This window comes from Dyella thailandensis (assembly GCF_050749815.1).
Lineage (GTDB): Bacteria > Pseudomonadota > Gammaproteobacteria > Xanthomonadales > Rhodanobacteraceae > Dyella_A.
In genome coordinates this window covers 970,501-995,674 of record NZ_CP192735.1, presented here as the reverse complement: position 1 = coordinate 995,674, position 25,174 = coordinate 970,501, and the positions used below count along the sequence as shown (strand labels likewise).

Sequence of the window (25,174 nt, the reverse complement as noted above, 5' to 3'; positions counted from 1 at the left end):
GGCGTTCTGTCGCACCTTCCGACGCTTGCGCATCTTCGCCGTTGCGACCGGCGTATCTCCTGAGCTTCGTTTGCTGAAGCCCATTGTTCCTATCAGGAGATACGCCCATGAAGCTCGTTCACCGCAGCCGCGCCCTCTCCACCGCGCTCGCCCTGGCCCTGGTCGGCTGGTGCGCGTCGCCGGCCATCGCCGCTCCCGGCAACATGGCCGGCATGAGCATGGAAAAGACCGTCGAAGTTGGCGGTGCGCCGATGTATCCCTCGAAGAACATCATCGAGAACGCAGTCAACTCGAAGGATCACACCACCCTCGTCGCCGCAGTGAAGGCGGCCGGCCTCGTCGATACCCTGTCGGGCCCGGGTCCGTTCACCGTGTTCGCGCCGACCAATGAGGCGTTCGCCGCGCTGCCGGCCGGCACCGTGGACACCCTGCTCAAGCCCGAGAACAAGGCGACCCTAACCAAGGTGCTGACCTATCACGTGGTGCCCGGCAAGGTCAGCGCTGCCGACGTGCTCGCGCTGATCAAGAAGGGCGGCGGCAAGGCCGTGGTGAAGACCGTCGAGGGCGACTCGCTGACCTTCTCCAAGGACGCCAAGGGCGTGGCCATCACCGACGACAAGGGCCACACCGGCCACGTCACCATTGCCGACGTGAATCAGTCCAACGGCGTGATCCACGTGATCGATACCGTGCTGCTGCCATAAGCCATTCGCACTTTCTTCAGTAGGCGCTCCCTCCCCTTCGCCCCGGCCCCGCCGGGGCATTTTCTTTGCCGCCAAGACAGCGCTATGTTGGCGCGCCCGCGCCACTGAAGAAGCCGCATGTCCCTGCCCGCCCCGATCAACCTGCAACGCTGGATCGACGAGCACCGCCATCTGCTCAAGCCGCCGGTGGGCAACAAGTGCATCGTCGATGGCGACTTCATCGTGATGATCGTCGGCGGCCCGAATGCGCGCAGCGACTACCACTACGACGAGGGACCGGAATTCTTCTATCAACTGGAAGGCGAGATGGTGCTCAAGGTGCAGGACGATGGCGCTGCACGCGACATCCCGATCCGCGCCGGCGAACTGTTCTACCTGCCGCCGCGGGTACCGCATTCACCGCAGCGCATGGCCGGCTCGATCGGCCTGGTGATCGAGCGCCGGCGCCGGCCCGGCGAGCGCGATGGACTGCTGTGGTTCTGCGCGGCCTGCAACCACAAGCTCTACGAGGAATATTTCGAACTCAAGGACATCGAGCACGACTTTCCGCCCGTGTTCGCACGATTCCACGAGTCGCTCGATGCACGCACCTGTGCGCGATGCGGCACCGTGCACCCGGCGCCCTGACGGCGCCAAGACCGACTCAGCCAGCCCGTGCCAGCCAGCGCCGCGCCATCCGCTGCAGCGATCCGTCGGTGGCCGGATCGGCAAGCAACGCCTCCACCGGCCGCCACGCCAGCGCCAGCGACTCCTCGCTGAGGGCGAAACGTTCATCGGAGGTCGCGCGCACGACGAAACGCACGTCGTAGTGCCAGTGACCCGGCTCTTCGCCGCGGGCCGGGATCCAGTGGCGATCCAGGTCGAAGATCGGCGGCTCGACCTGCAGGCCAGACAGGCCGGACTCCTCTTCCGCTTCACGCAGTGCAACACGCGCCAGGTCGCTGTCGCCGTCGGCATGCCCGCCCAGCTGCAACCATCGCCCGAGCTTTCGATGGTGGGTGAGCAGCACGCGCTCACCGTCCGCGCTCACCAGCCACGCCGAGCCGGTGAAGTGTCCCGGGGGATGGTGACGATGGAAAACCTCCGCTGAGGAATCGAGGAATTCGAGAAAAATTTCCGGGTCGCAAGCCGGTTCCTCACCGGCAGGACAACGCTGCAGTGCAGCGCGAAATGCGTCGATCACGGTGTCCAGAAGCGCGCTCCCAAGGGCGATGTCGAGCACGCCATTGTACGCGCCGTCGATGTGCCGCCCGCCGCTTGTCGCCCCCACCCCCGTCGGCTATGGTTGCCCGTCACCTCCGCCTGTACCTGCCTGTTCTGCGGGGTCGCCAGGGGGATGGCGTATGTATTCCACGGGGAATCACCACATGCTTTTTCAGCGCGTCAAACCGCTCGACCAGATTCTTGCCACGGCCGAGAAGAAGAGCCTCAAACGCCAGCTCGGACCTATCCAGCTCACCCTGATGGGCGTGGGCGCCATCATCGGCACCGGTATCTTCGTGCTCACAGCCGAAGCGGGTCAGAAGGCCGGCCCCGGCATGATGATCGCGTTCGTGATTGCAGCGGTGGTCTGCGGCCTTGCCGCCCTGGCCTACGCCGAACTCGCTTCGATGATCCCGGTTGCCGGCTCGGCCTATACCTACACCTACGGTGTGCTTGGCGAGGGCCTGGCGTGGATCGTGGGCTGGGCACTGGTGCTGGAGTACGCGATTGCCGCCGGCACTGTGGCGGTAGGCTGGTCCGGCTACATGAACGGCTTTTTGCTGCACACCAATTTCTTCGGCCTGGTCAGCGAGGGCGCGCTCGCGCTTCCCGAGTCGCTGCGCTCGGGGCCCTACGCCGGCGGCAGCTTCAACCTGCTGGCCTTCCTGATCTCCATCGTGATTACCCTGCTGTTGATCGTGGGTACGTCAAAGTCGGCCAAGGTCAACGCCGCGCTGGTGGCGATCAAGATCGTGGCGCTGAGTGCCTTCATCCTCATCGCCGTTCCGGCGGCCAGCACGCCGAACTTCCATCCGTTCCTGCCCAATGGCTGGGGCAGTCCGCTGGGCGGCATCGGCGTGCTCGGTGCGGCCGCGTCGATCTTCTTCGCCTACGTGGGTTTCGATGCCGTCTCCACAGCGGCCGAAGAGACCAAGAACCCGAACCGCAACATTCCGATCGGCCTGATCGGCTCGCTGGCGGTCTGCACCATCTTCTATCTGCTGGTGGGTTACGGCGCCGCGGGCGCCATCGGCATCCAGCCGCTGTTCGGACCGGACGGCGTCGCGTTCCACCCGGGCAGCCCGGAGATGGCTGCCGCCTGCAAGGGCTCCGAGGCCCTGGTTTGCTCGAAGGAGCCGCTGGCGCACGTGATCCGCATGCTGGGCCACGGCTCGATCGGCAACTGGATCGGCGGTGCAGCGGTGATTGCGCTGCCGTCGGTGATCCTGGTGATGATCTACGGCCAGACCCGCATCTTCTTCACCATGTCGCGTGACGGCCTGCTGCCGGGCGGACTGGCCCGCCTGCACCCGCGCTTCAACACCCCGCACGTGCTGACCCTGATCACCGGCGTGGCGGTCTCGCTGTTCGCTGCGATGTTCCCGGTCGGCCTGCTGGCGGACATCACCAACTCGGGCACGCTGTTCGCCTTCATGATGGTGTCCATCGGTGTGATGGTGCTGCGGGTGCGCGAGCCGCAGCGCCCGCGTCCGTTCCGCACCCCGCTGGTGTGGATCATCTGCCCGCTGGCGATGCTCGGCTGCCTGATGCTGTTCCTCAATCTGGGCGCGATCACGCTGAAGCTGTTCTTCGGCTGGGCAGCCATCGGACTGGTGGTCTACTTCGCCTATGGTCGCCGCAAGAGCCACCTGGCCAACGGCACGGAAGCGGCCTGAGTCCGATCCGCACTGACTGAGTTCACGCCATGACGGCACGGTGAAAGCCGTGCCGTCGTCTTTTCCGGAATGACCATGCTCAAGCAACTGCTCGCCCGCAAGACCAATTTCAGCGACGTCATCGACGACAGTCACGGCCCCGGCCTGCGCCGCACGCTCGGCCCCTGGGGCATCACGGCGCTGGGCATCGGCGCGGTGATCGGCACCGGCATCTTCGTCGTCACCGGCACCGCGGCCGCCGAGCACGCCGGCCCGGCAGTGCTGATTTCCTTCATCCTGGCCGCTATCTGCAGCGCCTTCAGCGCCCTGTGCTACGCCGAGTTCGCCACGCTCATCCCGGTATCCGGCAGCTCCTATTCCTACGCCTACGCGACGCTGGGCGAACTGGTCGCCTGGTTCATCGGCTGGAACATGGTGCTGGAGTACGGCATCTCGGCCTCGGCCGTCGCCGCCAGCTGGACCGGCTACTTCACCAGCCTGCTCGACCACGTCGGCATCCACCTGCCCGTCTCGCTCACCGAGGCCCCGCTGGCCTTCACCGGCGGACACCTGGTGACCACGGGACATCTGCTCAACCTGCCGGCGGTGGCCATCGTGCTGGCGCTTACCTGGCTTTGCTATGTGGGTATCCGCGAATCGTCGGGACTGAACACCTTGATGGTGCTGCTGAAGGTCGGCCTGATCCTGATGATCATCATCGCCGGCGCGCGCTACGTGAATACCGACAACTGGCACCCCTTCATCCCCGAGCCGAAGGGCGACGGCGAGTTCGGCTGGTCCGGCATCTTCCGCGGCGCGGCCATGGTGTTCTTTGCCTACATCGGCTTCGAGGCAACCTCCACCGCCGCGCAGGAATGCAAGAACCCGCAGCGCGACCTGCCCTTCGGCATCATCCTTTCGCTGGTGCTGTGCACCCTGCTCTATCTGGGCATGGCGGCCGTGATGACCGGCCTGGTGCCCTACACCGTGCTCAACACGGTGGACCCCGTGGTGACGGCGCTTCGCGGCCATGCCGAACTGGGGTGGCTGCGCACCTGGGTGGAGGTCGGCGCGCTGATCGGTCTGTCGTCGGTGATCCTGGTAATGATCATCGCCCAGCCGCGCATCTTCATGATCATGGCCCGCGACGGCCTGCTGCCGAAGGTGTTCGCGCGGGTGCATCCAAAGCACCGCACGCCGCACATCAACACGCTCATCACCGGTTTCGGCATTGCCGTACTGGCGGCCATCTTCCCGCTAGACCTGCTCGCCGACCTCACCTCGATGGGCACCCTTATCGCCTTCACCGCCGTCTGTGCCGGCGTGCTGATCCTGCGCTATACGGCGCCGGAGCTGCCGCGCACTTTCCGGGTGCCATGGGCGCCGGTGATCTGCGTGGCCGGCGTGCTCAGCTGCCTGGGCCTGCTCTCCACCATGAACTGGTTCAACTGGGCGCTGATGGGCGTGTGGACGGTGATCGGCCTGCTGATCTATTTCGGCTACGGCTTGCGCCACAGCCGCCTGCGCGCGGGCAATTCCGCTCGATAGCGATCATCGCCGGCGAAAAGCCGGCTTCTTCGCTGAAAATGGGCTTTCGCGATGATTTGAGTAGGAGCGCGTGCGTTCACAGACGGCGGCGCGCAAAGACTGCGCAAATCATTGATAAGAAAGAAATTATTCCAGATCCGACAAATCACCGCTGCCGGTTCGCACTGCCACGGGGAGCGGAGTATGATCCGTGGTCCGCGGGTTGATCACTTGGCAGTGGGCCCCGGATCGCCGCCCGGCGCGTCAGACAGGGTCAGCTCCTCATCCTGGCGCGCCGGGCAGCACTTTTGAGGAGCTCGCCGCGTCCACAGCGCGATGCCTCGACAAACAAAAAGGCCGGCTTCGCAGCCGGCCTTTCTTTTTTGCAACGCGGAGAGGGAGGCGATCAGCCCGCCTTGGCCGCGTGCGACACGCACCAGCCCTTGGCCGCGACGGACTTGCCCGGGAACAGCTGGCAAGGACCGTAGCCGGTGGCTCCGCCGCTGTAGAACTGGCAGTTCGCGCAGGTGTCGCCGGCCTTGTGCTTCGGATCCTTCGTTGCACTGGCGTCTTCCACGTAGCCCAGCGCTTTGGCGGTCGGATCTGATGCGGAGACATGCGGCAGATCCGCGGCGCGCGCCAGGCGCGGCAGCGTACCGACCACCACCGCGGCAGCGGCTGTTCCGGCAGCGATCTTGAGGAATCGGCGACGCGACTCGTTGCTTTCTTCGTGGGACATTGGCAAACCTCCGTCGTGGATGAACTACCGCTGCTGCGGCGATTAGTGGTCGAATGCTACGCCGTTCATCGCAATCTTTCCTGACTTGCGAGAATGCCTCGCATTACCCGGGGCGACGCCACCGGCCGTGCTATTCTTTTCCACCGTTTGGACGTCCAAATACTCATGTCACAAGTATTGCCCAAGGGCCTTTCCAGCGAGGCGTTCCATGCCCGGGCCGATGCCATCGCGCAGGCCGCCAAGGAACTCGCCGCCCTGGGCTGGACCCCGGCCACCAGCAGCAATTTCTCGATGCGGGTGGACGAGGCGCATGCCGCCATCACCATCTCCGGCCGCGACAAGGGACACCTTGGCCGGGACGACATCATGCTGATCGATCTCGACGGCCACGCCGTCGGCACCGATGCCCGGCCCAGCGCTGAAACCGCCCTGCACACGCAGGTCTATCGTCGCTGGCCCGAGATGCAGGTGGTACTACACACCCATTCGCGCACGCAGAGCGTAGCTTCGCGTCTATTTGCCGCACAGGGCGTAATCCGCCTCGAGGGCTGGGAGCTACAGAAGGCGATAACCGGCTTTCATACCCACGAAAGCGTGCTGGAGATTCCCGTCTTCCCGAACACCCAGCACATGCCCGAACTGGTGGCTCGGGTCGATGCGTGGCTGGATGCCGGCAAGCCGCTGCATGCGTATCTCATCGACGGCCACGGCATCTACACCTGGGGCCGCAGCATGACCGAGACACGCCGTCACCTGGAGGCGCTGGAATTCCTGCTCGCCTGCGAGCTCGACCTGAGGAGGTTGTCCGCATGAGTCGCCTGCGCATTTACGACGACGCCGCTCCCGACGCGGCGCTGGCCGAGTACAACGAGCATGCGGCGATCAGCCGCGAACTGGCCGCTGCCGGCATCCGCTTCGAGCAGTGGCAGGCCAGTCAGCCGATCGCGCCTGGCGCCAGCCAGGACGAGGTGATTGCCGCCTACCGCAGCGACATCGATCGACTGATGGCCAGCGAGGGCTACCAGTCGGTGGACGTGATCAGCCTCCAGCCTGACCATCCGGACCGCGCCACGCTGCGCCAGAAATTCCTCGACGAACACACCCACAGCGAGGATGAAGTGCGCTTCTTCGTCGCTGGCGCCGGCCAGTTCACCCTGCACCTCAACGGCAAGGTGTACGAGGTGTTGTGCGAGCAGGGTGACCTGATTGGCGTCCCCGACGGCACGCCGCACTGGTTCGACATGAGCGAGTCGCCCTACTTCGTGGCGATCCGCCTGTTCACCAACAAGGAAGGCTGGGTCGCCAACTTCACCGGCACCGACATCGCGACGCGCTTTCCGCGCATGACGCCACATACCAGCGCCCGCCGCTGACACGCACCCAAGGACACCGATGATCGAGATCCGCGCCATCGTTACCGACATCGAGGGCACCACCAGCTCCATCGATTTCGTCAGGGACGTGCTCTTTCCCTATGCGCGCAAGCGCCTGCCCGCCTTCGTCGAAACCCACGGCGACACGCCGGAGGTGCAGCACTGGCTGCACGAGGCGGCCAAGGAGGCGGGCATCATCGAGGCCAGCCGGCAGGAGATCATCGAGATGTTGCTGCGCTGGATTGACGAGGATCGCAAATCCACTGCACTCAAGGCGCTGCAGGGCATGATCTGGAAGGACGGTTACGAGGCCGGCGACTATCGCGCCCACGTGTACCCGGAAGTGCCGGCCCGGCTCAGGGAGTGGCGCGCGCAGGGTTTGAAGCTCTATGTCTATTCGTCCGGCTCGGTGCCGGCACAGAAGCTGTTCTTCCGCCACAGCGAAGCGGGCGACCTCGGCCCGTTGTTCGCGGGCTATTTCGACACGCAGACGGGCGCAAAGCGCGAGGCAGCTTCGTATGCCGCCATCGCCGAGGCCATCGACCAGCAACCGGCGCACATCCTGTTCCTGTCGGACATCGAGCAGGAGCTGGATGCGGCCCGCGCAGCGGGATTCCAGACCGGCTGGCTGATCCGAGATCCATCCCAGGCGATGCCCGTCACCCCGCCGCATCCGGCGTATCGCGACTTCGACGCCATCACGCTCTGAGCCAGGGGTCGCCCGCATGCGTCTGCTGCTCACTGCCCTGCTCGCCTTCGTCACCGGCGCGGCACTGACGGCCGCGACGCAGTACGCGCCAGGCGCGGACGGCACGCCGGCACATGCAACTGCGGCCACTCTTCCCAGCGCCCCGGCAACCACGGATGCCGCGCCGCCCGGCGACATCTGGCCCGCAGATGCGCCTTCGCCGGAGCAGGTGCTCTACGCCCAGCCGCACTTGCTGCAGAAGGCGCTCGATCGGCTGGGGCCGCGGGTGCGGAACGTGCCGAACCTTTACCTGGTCAGCTTTGCCGGCGATGGCAGCGAGGATGTGTTCCGCAACGAGGCCGAGTACGCCGCGCAGCTGTTTCGCCAACGCTATGGCCCGCGCGCCCATACGGTGGTGCTGGCGAACAACCCGACCACGCTGGACACCACGCCGCTCGCCAGCTGGAGCAATCTGGAGGCGGTGCTGACCGGCCTGTCGCAGGCGATGGATCCGCAGCAGGACATCCTGATGCTCTACCTCACCACGCACGGTGACCCCGAGCACATCCTGCTGGTGGACATGGATCCGCTGCCGCTGGACCAGATCGGCGCGCAGGACCTGGCCGGCATCCTGGCCGAGCACGCGTTCAAGTGGAAAGTGGTGGTGGTCAACGCCTGCTATTCGGGCGGCTTTGTGCCGCCCCTCGCCGGCGACGGCACGCTGGTGATCACCGCCGCGCGCCCCGATCGCAGCTCGTTCGGCTGTGGCAGCGACTCGGATGCCACCTACTTCGGCCGCGCCTGGCTGGTCGACGCGCTGAACCAGAACCCCGACCCGATCGCCGCGTTTCAACTCGCGCAGGCGGAAGTCGCTCGATGGGAACAGCAGGACAAGCTCACGCCGTCCGAGCCGCAGATCTCACTGGGCGCCGGCATCGCAGCGCAGCTGGCACGCTGGCGCCAGGGCGATGCCATCGGACCGCCTGTGCCGTTCCGCCCGGACGGGCGCGGCGCGGCGCCCGCCACGCACTGAGGCGGCAGCCAGCTACTTCGCCGCGTGACGCTTGGCCAGCACCGCCGCAACGTCCGTCAGCGACAAGCCGCGTGCCCGCAGCAGCACGGTGAGGTGGAACAGCAGGTCGGCCGCCTCGCCGAGCAATTCCTCGTCTCCCTGCGCGACGCCAGCCAGCGCCGTTTCCACGCCCTCCTCGCCGACCTTCTGCGCGATGCGTCGCACCCCGCCCTCGAACAGCCGCGTGGTGTAGCTGCCCTCCGGCCGCTCGGCATGGCGTTGCGCGACGAGCGCATCGAGTTCGGCCAGGAAGCCGAGCGGCGGGCGCACCTCATCGCCGAAGCAGCTTGAGGTGCCGGTGTGGCAAGTCGGCCCGTGCGGTAGCGCCTGCACCAGCAGCGTGTCGGCGTCGCAGTCCACGCGGATCGATTGCAGGGCCAACACATGGCCCGAGCTCTCGCCCTTGGTCCACAGGCGCTGCTTGGAGCGGCTGAAAAAGGTGACGTGACCGGTGCGCTGGGTCACGTCCAGCGCCTCGGGGTTCATGTAGCCGAGCATCAGCACTTCGCCGGTCTGAGCGTGCTGGACGATGGCTGGGAGCAGGCCGTCGCCCTTGGTCCAGTCGAGGCGGGAGAAGTCGATTGGCTTGGCGGCAGTCATCGGAACACCTGTTGCTAGCACGCGCCGGGCGTGCGGAGAAGTTCGGCTCTGCCGTCATTCCAGCGTTGGCCGAAACAACGGCGAAAAATCATTGGCTAGGAGATGCGTATCGCCACGCCCTGCCGCTGCAGGTAACGTTTGAGCTCGGGAATCGCGATGGCGCCGGAGTGGAACACGCTGGCGGCGAGGGCGCCGTCGACGTCGGCATCCACGAACGCGTCGCGGAAATGCTCCATCGCTCCGGCACCGCCCGAGGCGACCAGCGGCACGTGGCAAACCGCGCGGGCCGCGCGCAGCTGTTCCAGATCGTAGCCCTGCCGCACGCCGTCGCTGCCCATGCAGTTGAGCACGATCTCGCCGGCGCCACGGCGCTGCGCCTCGACCATCCAATCCAGCGTGCCGCGCGCCAGCGCCTGGGTCTTGCTCGGATCGCCGGTGTACTGGCGCACGCGCCACTGGCCGTCGGCGTCGCGCAACGAGTCGATGCCGACCACCACGCACTGCACGCCGAACGCCCCGGCCAGCTCGTCGATCAGCTCCGGGCGCTCCAGCGCCGGAGAATTCACCGAGATCTTGTCGGCCCCGGCGTGCAGCACTGCCCGAGCCTCTTCGACCGAGCGGATGCCCCCGGCGACGCAGAACGGGATATCGATGACCCGCGCCACGCGCTCGACCCAGCCGCGATCGACGCTGCGCCCTTCCGGGCTGGCGGTGATGTCGTAGAACACCAGCTCGTCGGCGCCTTCGTCGCGGTAGCGCAGCGCCAGGTCGACGATCTCGCCCATCACCACGTGGTCGCGGAAGCGCACGCCCTTGACCACCTGGCCATCGCGCACGTCTAGGCAGGGGATGATGCGACGGCTCAGCATGCCAGGGCGTCCTCGAGGGTGAAGCGGCCTTCCAGCAGCGCACGGCCAAGGATCACGCCGCCCACGCCCACGTCTCGCACGGCGCGGATGTCGGCCAGCGAACGCGCCCCACCGGAGGCCTGCACAACAAGTTCGGGCGCGATATCGGCCAGGTGGCGATACAGCTCCAGGTTGAACCCGGTGAGCATGCCGTCGCGCTCGATGTCGGTACACAGCAAGTGGTGGGCGCCATGCGCCGCGTACCAGGGCGCCAGCTCGTCCAGCGTGCGCGTCTCGGTTGCGGTCCAGCCGGTGCTGGGCAAGGTCCAGCGGTCGTCGATGCGGCGCGTATCGAGCGCGATCGTGAGGCGGTCGCCGCCCCAGGTGTCGAGCCAGCGGGCCACCGTCTCCGGCGCGCGGATCGCGACGCTGCCCAGCACCACGCGCTGCACGCCCACGTCGAACAGGCGCCTGAGGTCATCCTCCTCACGAACGCCGCCGCCAGCCTGCACCTGCAGACCATCGGCCACCATCGCGCGGATGACCGCCAGGTTGTCGAGCTTGCCCGAGCGCGCGCCGTCCAGATCCACCACGTGCAGCCAGGAAGCGCCGTCGTGCAGATAGCGCCGGGCCAGCTCGGCCGGATCGTTCGAATAGGTGGTCTGCTGCGCGTAGTCGCCCTGCCGCAGCCGCACTACGCGGCCATCGCGAAGATCGATCGCGGGAATGATCTCGAAGCTCATAGGCGGAGGAAATTCCTGAGAAGTTGCGCCCCCACGGCCGCGGAACGCTCCGGGTGGAACTGCATGCCGTGGAAATTGCCGCGCGCGATCACCGCGGAGAACGGGCCGCCGAAGTCGCTGGTGGCCAGCGTGTAGTCGCCCACCGGCACCGCGTAGCTGTGCACGAAATACGCCTGCTCGCCCGCGGCCAGTCCGTTCAGCAGCGGATGCGCGCGCACCGACGCCAGCGCGTTCCAGCCCATGTGCGGCACGCGCAGGCCCGGCGCTTCGTGGAAGCGACGCACCGGGGCGTCGATCACGCCGAGACACTCGGTATCGCCCTCTTCCGAATGCGCGCACAGCAGCTGCATGCCCAGGCACACGCCCAGCACCGGCTGGGTCAGCGAGCGCATCAGCTCGACCAGACCCAGCTCGCGCAGCCGCGCCATGCCAGGACCGGCCGCACCCACGCCGGGCAGGATCACCTTGTCGGCGCTGCGGATCGCTGCCGGGTCGGCGGTGAGCGCCGCCTCCACGCCGAGGCGCTGCAGCGCATAGCGCACCGAACCGATGTTCGTGCCCCCTGCATCGACCAGCACGACGGCCATCAGAGCGCCCCCTTGGTGCTGGGCAGCTCGCTGCCTTCGCGGCGGATCGCCTGGCGCAGCGTGCGCGCCACCACCTTGAAGCAGGCTTCGACCATGTGGTGCGCGTTGTCGCCCTTCACCGTCAGGTGCAGGTTGGCGCCCAGCGTCTCGCACAACGAGCGGAACACGTGCGGCACCAGCTCGGTGGGGATATCGCCCACGCGCTCGCGCGGGAAGCTGCCCTCGAACACGAAATACGGCCGGCCGGACAGGTCCAGCGCGGCGCTGGCGAAGGATTCGTCCATCGGCAGCGTGAAACCGTAGCGGCCGATGCCGCGCTTGTCGCCCAGCGCCTGCTTCAGCGCCTGGCCGAGGGCCAGCGCGCAGTCCTCCATCGTGTGGTGCTCGTCGATGTGGGTATCGCCGTCGCAGGTCAGCTCCAGCGCGAAGCCGCCGTGCTTGCCGATCTGCTCGAGCATGTGGTCGAAGAAGCCCAGACCGGTGCGGATCTTCGGCTCGGCCACGCGATCCAGGTCTACGCTCACCGTGATCCGGGTTTCCTTCGTGTTGCGCTGGACCGTGGCGGTGCGCGGCGCGTCGAGCAGGCGGTGTGCGACGGCCTCCCACGACTGCCCCTGCGGCCCCACGCGCAGGCCGCGCACGCCGAGGTTGGCGGCCAGCTGCATGTCGGTGTCGCGGTCGCCGATGACGGCCGACGCCGCCCGGCTCCAGCCGTCGTCCGCCAGGTAATGGCGCAGCATGCCGATGCCCGGCTTGCGCGTATCGAGCCCTTCATGCGGAAAGCTGCGGTCGATCAGCTGTTCGCGGAACACGATGCCCTGCGAGGCCAGGATGCGCAGCAGCAGCTGGTGCGGGCCGTCGAAGCTGTCCTGCGGAAAACTCGCGGTGCCCAGGCCGTCCTGGTTGGTGACCATCACCAGCTCGTAGTCGGCAGCCACGCAGCGCTGCAGTGCCCCGATCACGCCGGGGAGAAGCTCAAGCTTCTCGTAGCTGTCGATCTGCTCGTCCGGCGGCTCGACGATCAGGCAGCCGTCGCGGTCGATGAAGAGGATCTTGCGGCTCATCAACAATCTCTCCAACCCGTGTAGGAGCGCACCTTGTGCGCGACCTGCGGGATGCGGCATCGGTCTGGCAGTCGCGCACAGGGTGCGCTCCTACGATTCGTGCGATTCATCGGGTCTGCTCCAGCACGTCCAGCACGCGGGCGTTTTCCTCCGCCGTGCCGATGGTGATGCGCAGCGCATCGCCCAGGTTCGGATAGCGGCGCACGTCGCGCACCACGATGCCGGCGGCGAGCAGATCACGGTAGGCGGCACCGGCGTCATCGAAGCGTACCGCCAGGAAGTTCGCCTGCGACGGCAGCACCTCGCGCACGCCGGGCACGGTGGCCAGCGCGTCGGCCATGCGCGCGCGCTCGGCTTTGATCTGATCGATATGCTCGCGCGCCTCCGCCTTCCCGGGCGGCGACAGCGCGGCCAGCGCAGCCTCGACGCAGGGCAGCGGCAGCGGATACGGCGGCATGATCCGGCGCAGCAGCGCGATCACCGCGTCGTTCGCCAGCAGCGTGCCGATGCGCGCACCAGCCAGCGCCCAGGCTTTGGAGAGCGTGCGCAAAATGGCGACGTGCTCGTAGCGGTCAATCAGGCTGGCGAAGCTCGGCGCGTCGGCGAACTCGACATACGCCTCGTCGACGATCAGCAGCGCGCGCCCGGCCAGCGCCTGCGCCAGGCGCTCCACCGCCGCCTGCGGGATCACCTGCCCGGTCGGATTGTTCGGCGTGCAGACGAACACCAGCTTCACGGCGGGCGTCATCGCCGCCAGCACGGCGTCCACGTCCAGCGTGAAGTCGGCGGCCAGCGGCGTTTCGATCACCGCCGCGTTCTGGATGCGCGCGCACACCGCGTACATGCCGAAGGTCGGCGGCTGGATCAGGATCGCGTCCTCGCCGGCGCGGCAGAACGCGCGCACCAGCAGATCGATCGCCTCGTCGCTGCCGCGGCCGACCAGCAGCTGCTCGCGGCGCACGCCGTACAGGGCGGCCAGCGCATCGACCAGCGCGGCCGGCTGCGGATCGGGGTAGCGGTTGCAGCCGGCGCCCGCCTCGCCGAACGGCGCCCACGCGGACTCGTTCGCGTTGAGCAGGATCTGCCCGCCGCTGGCCTCCATGCGCGCCGAGGAGTACGGCTGCATCGCGCGGATCTCAGGACGCGCCAGGTCGAGCACGCTCATGCGCGGCCCTCCAGCACGTCCAGCCGCATCGACACCGCGCGGCGGTGCGCCTCCAGTTGCTCGGCGGCGGCCAGCGTGACCGTGCACGGCCCGATCACACGCAGGCCGTCCGCGGTCACCTCCTGCACGCTGATCTGCTTGAGAAAGCTGGCCACCGACACGCCGCTGTAGCTGCGCGCGTAGCCGTAGGTCGGCAGCACGTGGTTGGAGCCGCTGCAGTAGTCACCCACCGACTCCGGCGTCCACGGGCCGAGGAAGATCGATCCGGCGCTTTCGATGCCGTCGAGCAGCGCGCGCGGCTCGGCGGTCTGGATGATCAGGTGCTCGGGCGCGTAGCGGTTGCTCACCTCGACCGCCTGGGCCAGTGAATCCACCGCGATCAGGCGGCTCTGCGCCAGCGCCTTGAGCGCGGTTTCGCTGCGCGGCAGTGTCGCGACCTGCCGCTCCAATTCCGCGACCACGGCGTCGAGCAGCGCGGCCGAGGGGCTGAGCAGCACCACCTGCGAGTCCGGGCCGTGCTCGGCCTGCGACAGCAGGTCGGCCGCGACAAAGGCCGGGCGGGCGCCGTCGTCGGCGATCACCAGCACCTCGGAGGGGCCGGCCGGCATGTCGATGGCGGCACCCTCCGGATCGCCCGACACCTGCAGCTTGGCCTCGGTGACCCAGGCATTGCCCGGGCCGAACAGCTTCTCGCACTTGGGCACGCTGTCCGTGCCGTAGGCCATCGCGGCAATCGCCTGCGCACCGCCGAGCTTGAACACGCGGTGCACGCCGGTCACGCGCGCCGCGTACAGCACGGCCTCGTCGCAGCGACCGTCGGCGCGCGCGGGCGAGCACAGCACTACCTCGCGACAACCGGCGATTGCCGCCGGCACGCCCAGCATCAGCGCGGTGGACGGCAGCGGCGCGGTGCCGGCCGGCACGTAAAGCCCGACCCGGGTGATCGGGCGCAGCATGCGTTCCACGCGCACGCCGGGCGCGGTGTCCACGCCGACCGGAGTCGGCTGCGAAGCGCGGTGGTAGGTGTCGATGCGGCCGGCCGCCTCGCGGATGGCTGCCTTCAGGGTCTCATCGAGCGCCGCTTCGGCCGCGTCCAGTTCGGCGGTCGTCACCTCGATGGCGTCCAATGCGCAGCGGTCGTATTTCGCGCTCAGCTCGCGCAGCGCCACCTCACCGTGCGCGCGCACCTGGGCGATGATCGCCGCCACGCCTTGCTTGAGCTCGTCGGCGCGGCCCTGCGCCGGGCGGGCCAGCGCCTCGCGCCGGGCGGTTTCGTCGAGTGCGTTCCAGTCCAGCCGCTTCATCGTCTCGTGTCCTCGGGCCCGCTCAGGCGAGCATCTTTTCCACCGGCAGCACGAACATCTCGCGCGCGCCGGCCTTCTTGATCTCTTCCAGCTGGCGCCAGCTCACCTCGCCGGCGCACAGCGCCTGCAACATCAGCTGATCGGGCTGGCCGGCCACCGGCAGCAGGGTCGGCTGCGGGCCGCCCGGCAGCAGCCGGGTCACCGCTTCCAAGTTGCCGCGGGAGGTCTGCAGCAGCAGCAGGCGCGATTCGCTCACCTGGATCACGCCATCCAGCCGCTTGAAAAGCAGCTCCAACATGTCGCCGCGCTCGTCCGACGGCAGCGTGGCCGGGCCGGCGAGCACCGCCTCGCTCTCCAGCAATACGTCGACCTCGCGCAACTGATTGGCGACCAGCGTGCCGCCGCTCTGCACCAAGTCGCAGATGGCGTCGGCGGTGCCAAGCTTGGGCGCGATCTCCACCGAACCGGCCAGCGTCACCACCTGCGCATCGACGCCCGCATCGCGCAGCCACTTGCCCAGCAGGCCGGGATACGAGGTGGCAATGCGCTGACCGCCGAGGCTGGTGGCACCCTCGTAGGCCATCTCCTGAGGCACCGCAACCGAAAGCCGGCAGCGGCCGAACCCGAGCGGACGCCACTCCTTCAGCGGTGCGCCGTCGATCCCTGCAGTGAGCGAGAACTCGTCCAGCACGTTGCGGCCGACGATGCCGAGGTCGCACACGCCCTGCTCGATCAGCCCGGGGATGTCGTCGTCGCGGACCAGCAGCAGGTCCACCGGCTCCCCCTCGCCGAAGCAGAACAACTTGTCGCGGCTCTGCCGGAAGGTCAGCCCGCAGCGCTTGAGCACGTCGAGCGCCGGCTCGGTGAGCCGGCCGGATTTCTGCATCGCAATGCGCAGGCGATCGCGCGTTTTCATGCCTTGTCCTTTTTCTGATGCGTGCGGCGCCGGGCCGCCCGCGCGGCCGCCGCCAGGTAACCGCCGCTGCCCTGGTTGAGATACCGAGCCACCCGGCCGATCGTGGTGATGCTCACGGACGTCCGCTCGTGGATCTCGCGGTAGGAGACGCCTTCGAGCAGGTACGGCACCACCCGCCAGCGGTCCACCAGCACCTCCAGCTCCGCCGGCGTGCACAGGTCGTGCAGGAATGCCGACATCTCATCGGCGTTCTTCAGCGACAGCAAAGCCTCGCAGAGGCTCAGCTCGGCAGACTCGGCGGGGGTTTCAGGATCGACGGAACGGCGTTTCATAATGTAATAACGCGTTAATACAATAGAACGAGTCTAGCGAGGGTAACGCCGGATGTCGAGCGAGCCTCACGGACACGCCATGTCGCAGCCAAACGCCGCCCGAAGGCGCGGCGGGCAAAACCGAAGCGGTCAGGAAATCCGAGCGCGCGGACGCGGCGGGTCAGCGTGCGGCGGGCAAACGCCCTGCGGCCTCATCGAGCCGGCGGCACAGCGCGACGATGAAGTCGTCGTCCAGCACGGCACGCACCGGCACGCGCCACCAGCCAGGGCGGGCGAAGGACTGGCACTTGATGGCGTCCTTGTCGGTCATCAGCAGCGGCGCATCGCCGGCCACGGTCAGATCCTGCGGGACGAAGGCGTGGTGATCGGCAAAGGCATGGCCGATGACGGTGAGCCCCTGCGCGCGCAGGCTCTGGAAAAAGCGCTCAGGGTGGCCGATGGCCGCCACCGCGTGCACCGTCTGGCCGCCAAAGTCGGACAGCGGACGCGTGGCCCCGTCCGTCAGCGACACCGCCATGCCACCCGCCAAGTGCATAGCGTATTCGTCCTCGCCCGCCTCGCCGTTGCAGACCCGGAAATCCACGCGACGCAGGCGCGACAGCGGCTCGCGCAGCGGACCGGCCGGCAGCAGGCGACCGTTGCCGAAGCGGCGGGCACCGTCGACCACGCAGATTTCCACATCGCGCGCCAGCGCGTAATGCTGCAGGCCATCGTCGGCAATCACCACATTGCAGCCGGCCTGCAGCAAAAGCTCGGCCGCGGCGGGACGATCGCGCCCCACCGCCACCGGCACGCCGCTGGTGCGGATCAGGCAGGGTTCGTCGCCGTAGCGCGCGGGATCGGGGTGGTCGTCCAGCAAGGCCGGTTCGCGCTGGGTGCCGCCGTAGCCGCGGCTGACCACGCCCGGTCGCCAGCCGCGTGCCTTGAGCGCATCGACCAGCGCAAGCGTGAGGGGGGTCTTGCCGGTGCCGCCAGCGGTGATGTTGCCGACCACCACCACCGGCACCGGGAGCTTGGTGCTGCGCAGCCAGCCGATGCGGTACAGGCCGCGGCGCAGCGCGGTGAGCGCGCCGTAGAGCCAGGCCAGCGGATAGGTCCAGAGCGGCGCGCCGCGCGTGCCGTACCAGCTCGCCTGCAGCGTGTCGGCCAGCGCCATCGGTCGCTCAGTCGCTGGCCGGCTGGTGAAACTGCATACGATGCAGCGCGGCATAGTGACCCTGCATCGCCAGCAACTCGGCGTGCGTGCCGCGCTCCACGATGCGACCCTGGTCCATCACGGCGATCTGGTCGGCGCCCTCGATAGTGGACAGGCGATGGGCGATCACCAGCGTGGTGCGATCCTTCATCAGGCGTTGCAGCGCCTGCTGGATGAGCCGCTCGGACTCGGTATCCAGCGCGCTGGTGGCCTCATCGAGCACCAGGATCGGGGCGTTCTTCAGAATCGCCCGCGCGATGGCGATGCGCTGGCGCTGCCCACCGGAGAGCATGCCACCGCCCTGCCCGATCGGGCTGTGCAGCCCCTGCGGCATGCGGCTGATGAATTCCATCGCGTTGGCGGCCGTGGCGGCGGCCTCGATATCGGCCTCACTGGCGCCGGCCAGCTCGCCATAGGCGATGTTCTCGGCGATGGTGCCATCGAACAGCACCACACTCTGCCCCACCCAGGCGATCTGCCGACGCAGCGAACCAAGCGTGTAGTGGAGGTAGTTCTCGCCATCGAGCACGATGCGTCCGTCGCTCGGCTCGTAGAAACGCGGCAGCAGGCTGACCAGCGTGCTCTTGCCGCTACCCGACCGGCCCACCAGCGCGGTCACCGTGCCCGGCGCGCAGTGCAGGTCGACCCCGCGCAACGCTTCCGACTCACTGCGCGGGTACTGCAGGCGTACGCCTTCGAACACCAGGTCGCCGCGTGTGCGGGTGAGCGCCAGCGTGCCGTCATCACGCTCGGGCGCCAGATCCATCACCTCAAACAGGTCTTCCGCCGCGGACACGCCACGCTGGATGTTCGCCTGCACGTTCGCCAGCCGCTTCAGCGACGGCATCATGGCGCCCATCGCGGTGAGCACGGCGATGAACACGCCGGAGGAAATCTTGTCGATCTGCTCGGGACGGGTACCGAGATAGACCAGCACGGCCAGGGCGAAGGCCGCCACCGTCTGGATTGCCGTGCTCGACATCGCGCTGGTGGCGGCGATCTTGAGATTCAGCCGGCGGGTGCGCTGGGTGACGTCATCGAAGCGCTGCGCCTCATGTGGCTGACCGCCGTAGATGCGCACCTCGCGATGCGCCCCCACCGACTCTTCCACCGTGCCGGTCACCGAGCCCATCGAACCCTGGATGCGCCGACTGATCGCGCGATAGCGCTTGCTCACGACGCTGGCGATCAGCACCACCAGCGGAATCATCACCAGCAGCGCCGAGGTGAGATACGCGCTGGTGGAGATCATCACGTAGAACATGCCGATCACCGTGACGCCCTCGGTCACCGCGATCTTCACCGCATCGGTCGAGGCGGAGGCGACCTGCTCGGAAGTGTAGGTAATGCGCGAGATCTGCTGGCCCGACGGCTCGGCACCGAAGAAGGTGGCCGGCAGGCGCAGATAGGCGGCGAAGACGTCGCGCTGGATGGTCTGCACCACGCTGCGGCCGATGTAGGCGATACCGTAGTTGCTGACGAAGGTACCGATGCCGCGCACGGTAAAGATCGCCATGATCCAGATCGGCATCCAGAAGATCAGGTACGGATCCTTGTTCGCGAACAGCTGGTCGAACATGGGCTGGAGCAGCTTGGTGAACACCGCCAGGCCGGCGCCATCCACCGCCATGCCCACCACCGCCAGCAGCCCGATGCCCGCGTGCCGCCGGGTATAGCCCAGCAGGCGGCCGTAGACGCGCCGGGTGTGCGCGTCCCACAGCGCCGGCTTTTTGCCGGCGCTCAACGCGCCGCCGCCTCGGTCGGCGTGGTGGCGATCGATAGCTTGGTGAAGCCCAACTGGCCCAGCGCGTCCATGGCGGTGACCACGTACTGGTGCGGCGTCATCGCATCGGCGCGGATCACCACCTGGCCGTCGCGGCGGTCGCCGGCGTTCTGTTCGAGCATGCGCTTGAGCGGCTCGATGCCTTCGCCCATCACCTCGTCGCTGCCCACGTAGAAACGGCCGTCACGGTCGATCATCACCGTCAGCACGGGCTGCTGCACGTCGCGCTCTTCGGCGCTGGCCTTGGGCAGGGTTACCTGCATGCGCGAGTGCTGCACGAAGGTGGTGGTGAGCACGAAGAACATCAGCAAGGTCAGCAGCACGTCGATCAACGGGATCACGTTGATCTCGAAATCGTCGCGGCGACGGTCCGAACCAATACGCATGGCGAGTTACCCGGCAGCCGGGGTGCGGCGCGCACGCGGCGCCGCAGGAGCGGTGGCGGCGCCCAGCGTCAGGTCGTCGAGCAGGGCGATGGCTTCCTTCTCCATCTCCACGCAATACCCGGTGACGCGCGAGCGGAAGTAACGGTGCAGCACGTAGGCCGGAATCGCCACCACCAGGCCGGAGGCCGTGCAGATCAGCGCTTCGCCGATGCCGCCGGCCATTTTCATGGGATCGCCGACGCCGCCCTTCATCACGTCCAGGAACATGCGGATCAGGCCGATCACGGTGCCGAACAGGCCGAGCAGCGGGCCGATCAGCGCGATCGTGCCGAGCGTGTTGAGGTAGCGCTCCATGCGGTGCGCCACGTGGCGTCCGGTGTCTTCCAGGCGCTCCTTGATGATCTCGCGAGAGCGGTCGCGCACGGCGAGCGCCGAGGCGAGCAGTTCTCCCAGCGGCGAACCGTTGGCCAGCGCATCGAGATGCTGCGGATCGAGCTTGCCGCTGCGTGCCCATTCGCGCACCTCGCCGCCCAGGCCCGGCGGCAGCACCGACGCGCGGCGCAATGACCAGAAGCGCTCCAGCACGATCGCCAGCGCGATCGCCGAACAGAACAGGATGGGCGCCATGGCCCAACCGCCAGCCATCAGGATTTCCAGCACGACGACTCCCGCACCAAGCAGCCAAGAACGAAGCGCGCATCATACCAGTCCACCGGCGCGGTTCCGTGGGCTGCGTCCGGATGTGGACGATCGGCCGAAGCGCGCTATTTTTCGCGCCAGTAACGGCGCTGGCGACGACGCTCGCCGGCACTCACCGACACCGGCCCATGCGCAGGAAAGTCCAGCCGGATCGCTCCCGCGCGGGCGGTGTTGCGCAGCGTCACACCGGCATCGCGGTATCTCGCCACCACATCCGGATGCGGATGCCCGAAGCGGTTGTGCCATCCGGCCGATACCAGCGCCAGGGCGGGATGCAGCGCCTGCACGAACGCCTCCGACGAGGACGTCTTGCTGCCGTGATGCGGCACGCTGAGCACCAGCGGCTGACCGGCCGGAATCGCGGCGGCGACGGTCGCCTCCACCCGCCGGGTGATGTCGCCGGTGAGCAGCAGCCGGTCGCCGCCGCCGTCCACCAGCAGCACGCACGAGCGATCGTTGCCCGCGCGCTCGCCGCCGCGCGGCCCGAGGATGCGGAAGGTCACACCGTCCCAGCGCCACGCCTGCCCGGCCGGGCAGGCGTCCATCCGCACTGGCAGGCGCGCCGGTTCGCCGCTCAGGCGCAGGCGGGGCGCATAGGCATCCAGCACGGCACCGGCACCGCCGGCGTGATCGTTATCGGCGTGGCTGATCACCAGCGCGTCCAGACGGCGCACGCCCAGCGCGTGCAGCGAAGGCACCACCGCGGCGGCGCCCACATCGAAGCCCGACGGATAGCGCGCACCGGTGTCGTACAGCAGCACGTGATGCCGCGTGCGCACGGCAACGGAAAGCCCCTGCCCCACGTCGAACATCCACACTTCAAAAGCCGACACCGGAATCGGCGCCCGCACCGGCCACAGCAGCGGCAGGAACAGCAGTCCGCCCAGCCAGCGCGAGGGCGTGCCGCGCGGCGCCAGCAACCACAGTGCGCCGACCGATGCGAGCAGCAGCGCCCACAGCGACACTGCCGGCAGATACCACGACGCCCCGGGCAGTTCGGCCAGGCCGGCGAGCACTCGCCAAAGCTGATGCGCCACCACGCTGGCCAGCCACAGCGGCGCGATCGCCAGCGGCGGACACGACAGCATCAGCAGCACGCCGCACAGCGCCAGCGGCACCAGCACGAAACTCACCACCGGCACCGCGATCAGGTTCGACAGCGCGCCCAGCAGCGAGGCCTGGCCGAAGAACCATAACGTGAGCGGCAGCAACGCCACCGTCATCACCCACTGACCTGCGGTGAGGTCGCGCAGGAAACCCAGCAGCCCGCGTCGTGGCGTCCCAAGGCAGAACATCAGGAAGGCCACACCCACGAACGACAGCCAGAACCCCGCCGACAGCACCGCCAGCGGATCGACCAGCAGGATCGCCAGCATAGCCAGCGCCAGGCCATGCGTGGCACTGACGTGTCGCCGCCCGCTGCGCGCCGCCACTACGACGGCGATCATCAAGAGCGTGCGCAGCGTGGGCAGACCCATCCCTGCCAGTGCGCCGTAGCCGCAGGCGGCGATCAAGGCACCCAGCGCCTGCGCCTGCAGGCGGGGCCGGCGCAGCGCCAGCGCGGGCAACAACCAATAAAGCAGGCTCGCCAGACCCACGCCGAAGCCCGCCGCCACGCCCACGTGGAAACCGGAGATCGCGAGCAGGTGCGACACCCCGTTGGCCCGCGCCACCGACCAGTCGTCGGCAGAGAGCCCGCGCGTGTCGCCGACAGCCAGTGCGCGCAGCAGCGCGGCGTCGTGAGGGTCAGAGACCCGCCGCTCGATACCGTCGGCCAGCGCGCTGCGGAGACGGTCGACGCAGCGTCCCTCGGTCTGCCGCTGGTTTGCGCTGCTCGGGCGCACGTAGCCGTTGGCGACAATGCGACGCTCCAGCGCACTGCGTTCGCTGTCCGCGCCGCCGGGATTGATCATTCCCCTCGGCCGCTTGAGCCGGAGCCGCAATTGCCAGGTGTCGCCCGGCAGCACGGCCGGCGGATCGTCGTACCACGCGAGCCGTACGCGTCCATGCAACGTGATCGGACGCCCCGCCAGCTTGGCCGACCGCACGGCCAGAACGAAGCGGGTGCCATCGGGGCGGACGTCCGGCAGATCGATCACTCGACCCACCGCCACCAGATCTTCGCCTTCCAGCGACGCGGGCAGCCTTGCCTGCATCGCCCAGCTGCCGTGCAGCACCGCCCAGCCCACGCCCAGCGCCACCCACCCGATCGGCCGGCAGCCGCGTCGCCACCCACCGACGATCGTTGTCGCGAAGCAGATGAGTGTGGTGGCGACCAGCCAGCCGCCGGCAGGCAACGCGGGCCAGCACTGCACCACCAGTACGCCGAGCAGCAGCGCCACGCTGCCGGGAATCACTCCGCACCAAGCGATGTGTCGTGGCGACATCCCTGCGCCCATCGTCGAAAGCCAGCGACAAGGCTAGCGGTGTGGGCGCATCCCCATCAGCAACATTCGCGTAGGCGCTTGCCTCGCCGCGAGGCGGGCGGACGCCGGGCGCTCACATTTCCTGCAGCAGAGCGGCCGGATCGGTGCGCGGCTGTTCGGTGAGCACGCCGTTGTGCAGCACCAGGGTGCGGTCCATGCGCGCAGCCAGGCGGGTATCGTGGGTCACCAGGATGAAACTGGTGCCGATCTCGCGGTTGAGTTCCAGCATCAAGGCGTAGACCTGAGCGGCATTGGCCTCGTCCAGGTTGCCGGTCGGCTCGTCGCCCAGCACGCAGGCCGGCCGGGTGACCAGGGCCCGAGCCACCGCACAGCGCTGACGCTCGCCGCCGGAGAGCTCGGAAGGCTTGTGCTGCAGCCGCGCCGCCAGTCCGACGCGACCGAGCAGTTCGGTCGCTTCGCGCTGAGCCTGCGCAATCGCCACGCCGCGAATCAGCAGCGGCATGCACACGTTCTCCAGCGCGGTGAACTCGGGCAACAGGTGATGGAACTGGTAGATGAAACCCAGCGAGCGGTTGCGCACGCGGCCACGGTCGGCATCGGAGAGCGACGACAACCGGTGTCCGTCCACCTCCACTTCGCCGCGGGTCATGGTGTCCAGCCCGCCGAGGATGTGCATCAGGGTGCTCTTGCCCGAGCCCGACGCGCCCACGATCGCCGCCGTCTGCCCGCGCTTGAGCTCGAAACTCACGTCGGTGAGCACGTCGGTGTGCAGGTCGCCCTCGCGGTAGCTCTTGGCGATATGGCTGGCGCGCAGCACCACGTCGTTGCTTGCGTTCATCGGCTTACTCATAGCGCAGCGCCTGCGCCGGTTGCGTGCGCGAGGCGCGCCACGCGGGATAAAGGGTCGCCAGCAGCGAGAACACAAAGGTGACCAGCGCCACCCAGCCCACGTCGGCCGCATCGAGCTTGCTGGGCACGTTGGAGATGTAATAGACGTCCGGCGACAGGAACTGCACGTGGAACACGTCCTGGATCCAGTCGACGATGGCCGGCAGCTTCCACGACAGCAGCGAGCCCAGGCCGACGCCGAAGCCGATACCGACGAAGCCCACCAGCAAACCCTGCACCATGAACATGCCCATGATGCTGCGCGGTGTGGCTCCGAGGGTGCGCAGGATGGCGATGTCGGCCTGCTTGTCGGTGACCAGCATCATCAGCATCGAGATCAGGTTGATCACCGCCACCAGGATGATCAGCGAGAGAATGATGAACATCACCTTCTTCTCCATCGAGATGGCGGAGAAGAAGTTGCTGTTTTCCTGCATCCAGGTGCGCACGCTGTAGAGCTGGCCGAGCTGATCGCTCAGCTGGCGCGCCACCGTGCCGGCATTCCATAGATCGTCCAGGCGCAGGCGGATGCCGGTAGGGCCGGCTAGGTCACCGAGCTTCTCTGCATCGCCCATGTTGATCAGGGCCAGGCCGGAGTCGTACTGCTGCATGCCCAGCTCGAAGATGCCCGACACATGGAATCCACGCACCGTCGGCACTGCACCCATCGGGGTCGCGCGCAACTGCGGCACGTAGACGATCACCCGATCGCCAACATTCACCCCGAGCTGCATCGCCAGCTCCTTGCCCAGGACGATGTTCCAGCTGCCGGGCGTGAGCGAATCCCAGCGCCCCTGCACCATGTGCTTATCGATCTCCGAGGCCTTTGGCTCCTGCGCCGGCTCGATGCCGCGCACCATGGCGCCGGTGGAACCGTAGGTACCCTGCAGGAACGCCTGCAGGTCGACGTAGGGCGCCGCACCGCGCACGTGCGGGTTGGCCTCGGCCAGCTTCACCGTGCCCTGCCAGTCGTGGATGCTCTCGCCCACGCCGGAGATGGTGGCGTGCGACACCGCGCCGAGGATGCGCGAGCGCAGCTCGTTGTCAAACCCGTTCATCACCGACATCACGGTGATCAGCGCCATCACGCTGATGCAGATGCAGATGATCGACACCGTGGAGATGAAGGAAATGAACTGGTTGCGGCGCTTGGCGCGCGTGTAGCGCAGGCCGATGAAGAGTTCGAGCGGTCGGAACATGGCAACCTGATCTGTGGAGAGCCGGCGACACCGGCCAGCGGAACATCCCTGAGTTGCAGGGCTTTGCATGGACCGCACCAGCGCGGCAGAGTGCCCGATGCCGCTGCAACCGGCAAC

General features: G+C 67.9%; 26 protein-coding genes. 8 read left to right on the top strand and 18 right to left on the bottom strand.

Annotated elements, in window-relative coordinates; translation table 11 throughout:
- The first annotated feature begins 107 nt into the window (after window positions 1–107).
- A complete protein-coding gene (locus tag ACQVBX_RS04550; protein ID WP_431636719.1) occupies window positions 108–704 on the top strand; it encodes a fasciclin domain-containing protein in 597 nt (198 codons plus the stop codon).
- Between the two features lie 117 nt (window positions 705–821).
- Window positions 822–1,331 carry a 3-hydroxyanthranilate 3,4-dioxygenase gene (locus ACQVBX_RS04545; RefSeq protein ID WP_431636718.1) on the top strand — a complete coding sequence of 170 codons (510 nt, stop codon included), beginning with the start codon at window positions 822–824 and terminating at the stop codon, window positions 1,329–1,331.
- A 16-nt stretch (window positions 1,332–1,347) separates the two neighbouring features.
- Here ACQVBX_RS04545 and ACQVBX_RS04540 read toward each other — a convergent pair whose 3' ends face one another.
- Entirely contained in the window at window positions 1,348–1,926 is a 579-nt protein-coding gene (locus ACQVBX_RS04540) for an NUDIX hydrolase (RefSeq protein ID WP_431636717.1), read from the bottom strand.
- Between the two features lie 145 nt (window positions 1,927–2,071).
- Here ACQVBX_RS04540 and ACQVBX_RS04535 point away from each other — a divergent pair, with 145 nt between their 5' ends.
- Together ACQVBX_RS04535 and ACQVBX_RS04530 are read left to right on the top strand one after the other, a co-directional pair.
- Entirely contained in the window at window positions 2,072–3,583 is a 1,512-nt protein-coding gene (locus ACQVBX_RS04535) for an amino acid permease (protein WP_431636716.1), read from the top strand.
- A gap of 75 nt (window positions 3,584–3,658) precedes the next feature.
- Window positions 3,659–5,110 (top strand): amino acid permease, encoded by a 1,452-nt coding sequence (locus ACQVBX_RS04530; RefSeq protein WP_431636715.1) that lies wholly within the window; start codon window positions 3,659–3,661, stop codon window positions 5,108–5,110.
- Window positions 5,111–5,495: 385 nt separating this feature from the next.
- Here the strand turns inward: ACQVBX_RS04530 and ACQVBX_RS04525 are convergent, their stop codons facing one another.
- On the bottom strand, window positions 5,496–5,828 hold the full coding sequence (locus ACQVBX_RS04525) for a high-potential iron-sulfur protein (RefSeq protein ID WP_431636714.1): 333 nt from the start codon (window positions 5,826–5,828) through the stop codon (window positions 5,496–5,498).
- Window positions 5,829–5,993: 165 nt separating this feature from the next.
- Between ACQVBX_RS04525 and ACQVBX_RS04520 the strand changes: the two genes are divergently transcribed.
- From ACQVBX_RS04520 to ACQVBX_RS04505, 4 genes are read left to right on the top strand one after another with little or no spacing between them, the layout of a single operon-like run.
- Window positions 5,994–6,641, top strand: a complete 648-nt coding sequence (locus ACQVBX_RS04520; RefSeq protein WP_431638110.1) for a methylthioribulose 1-phosphate dehydratase — start codon at window positions 5,994–5,996, stop codon at window positions 6,639–6,641.
- Window positions 6,638–7,201, top strand: coding sequence for a 1,2-dihydroxy-3-keto-5-methylthiopentene dioxygenase (locus ACQVBX_RS04515; RefSeq protein ID WP_431636713.1), 564 nt, complete (start codon window positions 6,638–6,640; stop codon window positions 7,199–7,201). Before ACQVBX_RS04520 ends, ACQVBX_RS04515 begins: the two co-directional genes overlap by 4 nt.
- 19 nt (window positions 7,202–7,220) lie before the next feature.
- Window positions 7,221–7,910 carry an acireductone synthase gene (gene mtnC / locus ACQVBX_RS04510; RefSeq protein ID WP_431636712.1) on the top strand — a complete coding sequence of 230 codons (690 nt, stop codon included), beginning with the start codon at window positions 7,221–7,223 and terminating at the stop codon, window positions 7,908–7,910.
- 16 nt (window positions 7,911–7,926) lie between these two features.
- On the top strand, window positions 7,927–8,922 hold the full coding sequence (locus ACQVBX_RS04505) for a C13 family peptidase (RefSeq protein WP_431636710.1): 996 nt from the start codon (window positions 7,927–7,929) through the stop codon (window positions 8,920–8,922).
- 12 nt (window positions 8,923–8,934) lie between these two features.
- Here ACQVBX_RS04505 and hisIE read toward each other — a convergent pair whose 3' ends face one another.
- The 16 genes from hisIE to ACQVBX_RS04425 form a co-directional block, all read right to left on the bottom strand.
- A complete protein-coding gene (gene hisIE, locus ACQVBX_RS04500) occupies window positions 8,935–9,561 on the bottom strand; it encodes a bifunctional phosphoribosyl-AMP cyclohydrolase/phosphoribosyl-ATP diphosphatase HisIE (protein WP_431636709.1) in 627 nt (208 codons plus the stop codon).
- Between the two features lie 95 nt (window positions 9,562–9,656).
- On the bottom strand, window positions 9,657–10,430 hold the full coding sequence (gene hisF / locus ACQVBX_RS04495; protein WP_431636707.1) for an imidazole glycerol phosphate synthase subunit HisF: 774 nt from the start codon (window positions 10,428–10,430) through the stop codon (window positions 9,657–9,659).
- Complete coding sequence (gene hisA, locus ACQVBX_RS04490) at window positions 10,424–11,152, bottom strand: 1-(5-phosphoribosyl)-5-[(5-phosphoribosylamino)methylideneamino]imidazole-4-carboxamide isomerase (protein ID WP_431636706.1); 729 nt, start codon at window positions 11,150–11,152, stop codon at window positions 10,424–10,426. The genes hisF and hisA overlap by 7 nt, the downstream gene beginning before the upstream one ends.
- Entirely contained in the window at window positions 11,149–11,739 is a 591-nt protein-coding gene (gene hisH / locus ACQVBX_RS04485) for an imidazole glycerol phosphate synthase subunit HisH (RefSeq protein WP_431636705.1), read from the bottom strand. The genes hisA and hisH overlap by 4 nt, the downstream gene beginning before the upstream one ends.
- Window positions 11,739–12,803, bottom strand: coding sequence for a bifunctional histidinol-phosphatase/imidazoleglycerol-phosphate dehydratase HisB (gene hisB / locus ACQVBX_RS04480; protein ID WP_431636704.1), 1,065 nt, complete (start codon window positions 12,801–12,803; stop codon window positions 11,739–11,741). The genes hisH and hisB overlap by 1 nt, the downstream gene beginning before the upstream one ends.
- A gap of 106 nt (window positions 12,804–12,909) precedes the next feature.
- The gene (gene hisC, locus ACQVBX_RS04475) at window positions 12,910–13,968 is read right to left on the bottom strand and encodes a histidinol-phosphate transaminase (protein ID WP_431636703.1); all 1,059 of its coding nucleotides are present in this window, start codon (window positions 13,966–13,968) and stop codon (window positions 12,910–12,912) included.
- Complete coding sequence (hisD, locus tag ACQVBX_RS04470) at window positions 13,965–15,272, bottom strand: histidinol dehydrogenase (RefSeq protein ID WP_431636702.1); 1,308 nt, start codon at window positions 15,270–15,272, stop codon at window positions 13,965–13,967. The genes hisC and hisD overlap by 4 nt, the downstream gene beginning before the upstream one ends.
- Window positions 15,273–15,294: 22 nt before the next feature.
- Entirely contained in the window at window positions 15,295–16,188 is an 894-nt protein-coding gene (gene hisG / locus ACQVBX_RS04465; RefSeq protein ID WP_431636701.1) for an ATP phosphoribosyltransferase, read from the bottom strand.
- On the bottom strand, window positions 16,185–16,520 hold the full coding sequence (locus tag ACQVBX_RS04460) for a YerC/YecD family TrpR-related protein (protein ID WP_431636700.1): 336 nt from the start codon (window positions 16,518–16,520) through the stop codon (window positions 16,185–16,187). Before ACQVBX_RS04460 ends, hisG begins: the two co-directional genes overlap by 4 nt.
- A gap of 160 nt (window positions 16,521–16,680) precedes the next feature.
- A complete protein-coding gene (lpxK, locus tag ACQVBX_RS04455) occupies window positions 16,681–17,676 on the bottom strand; it encodes a tetraacyldisaccharide 4'-kinase (RefSeq protein WP_431636699.1) in 996 nt (331 codons plus the stop codon).
- A gap of 7 nt (window positions 17,677–17,683) precedes the next feature.
- A complete protein-coding gene (msbA, locus tag ACQVBX_RS04450; RefSeq protein WP_431636698.1) occupies window positions 17,684–19,459 on the bottom strand; it encodes a lipid A export permease/ATP-binding protein MsbA in 1,776 nt (591 codons plus the stop codon).
- Entirely contained in the window at window positions 19,456–19,884 is a 429-nt protein-coding gene (locus ACQVBX_RS04445) for an ExbD/TolR family protein (protein WP_431636697.1), read from the bottom strand. Before ACQVBX_RS04445 ends, msbA begins: the two co-directional genes overlap by 4 nt.
- Before the next feature lie 6 nt (window positions 19,885–19,890).
- Window positions 19,891–20,544 (bottom strand): MotA/TolQ/ExbB proton channel family protein, encoded by a 654-nt coding sequence (locus ACQVBX_RS04440; protein WP_431636696.1) that lies wholly within the window; start codon window positions 20,542–20,544, stop codon window positions 19,891–19,893.
- 104 nt (window positions 20,545–20,648) lie between these two features.
- Window positions 20,649–22,970 (bottom strand): DNA internalization-related competence protein ComEC/Rec2, encoded by a 2,322-nt coding sequence (locus tag ACQVBX_RS04435; protein WP_431636695.1) that lies wholly within the window; start codon window positions 22,968–22,970, stop codon window positions 20,649–20,651.
- A gap of 112 nt (window positions 22,971–23,082) precedes the next feature.
- Window positions 23,083–23,808: a lipoprotein-releasing ABC transporter ATP-binding protein LolD gene (gene lolD, locus ACQVBX_RS04430; protein ID WP_431636694.1), complete on the bottom strand. Its 726-nt coding sequence runs from the start codon at window positions 23,806–23,808 to the stop codon at window positions 23,083–23,085.
- Between the two features lie 4 nt (window positions 23,809–23,812).
- Window positions 23,813–25,057 carry a lipoprotein-releasing ABC transporter permease subunit gene (locus ACQVBX_RS04425; protein ID WP_431636693.1) on the bottom strand — a complete coding sequence of 415 codons (1,245 nt, stop codon included), beginning with the start codon at window positions 25,055–25,057 and terminating at the stop codon, window positions 23,813–23,815.
- Between the last annotated feature and the right edge of the window lie 117 nt (window positions 25,058–25,174).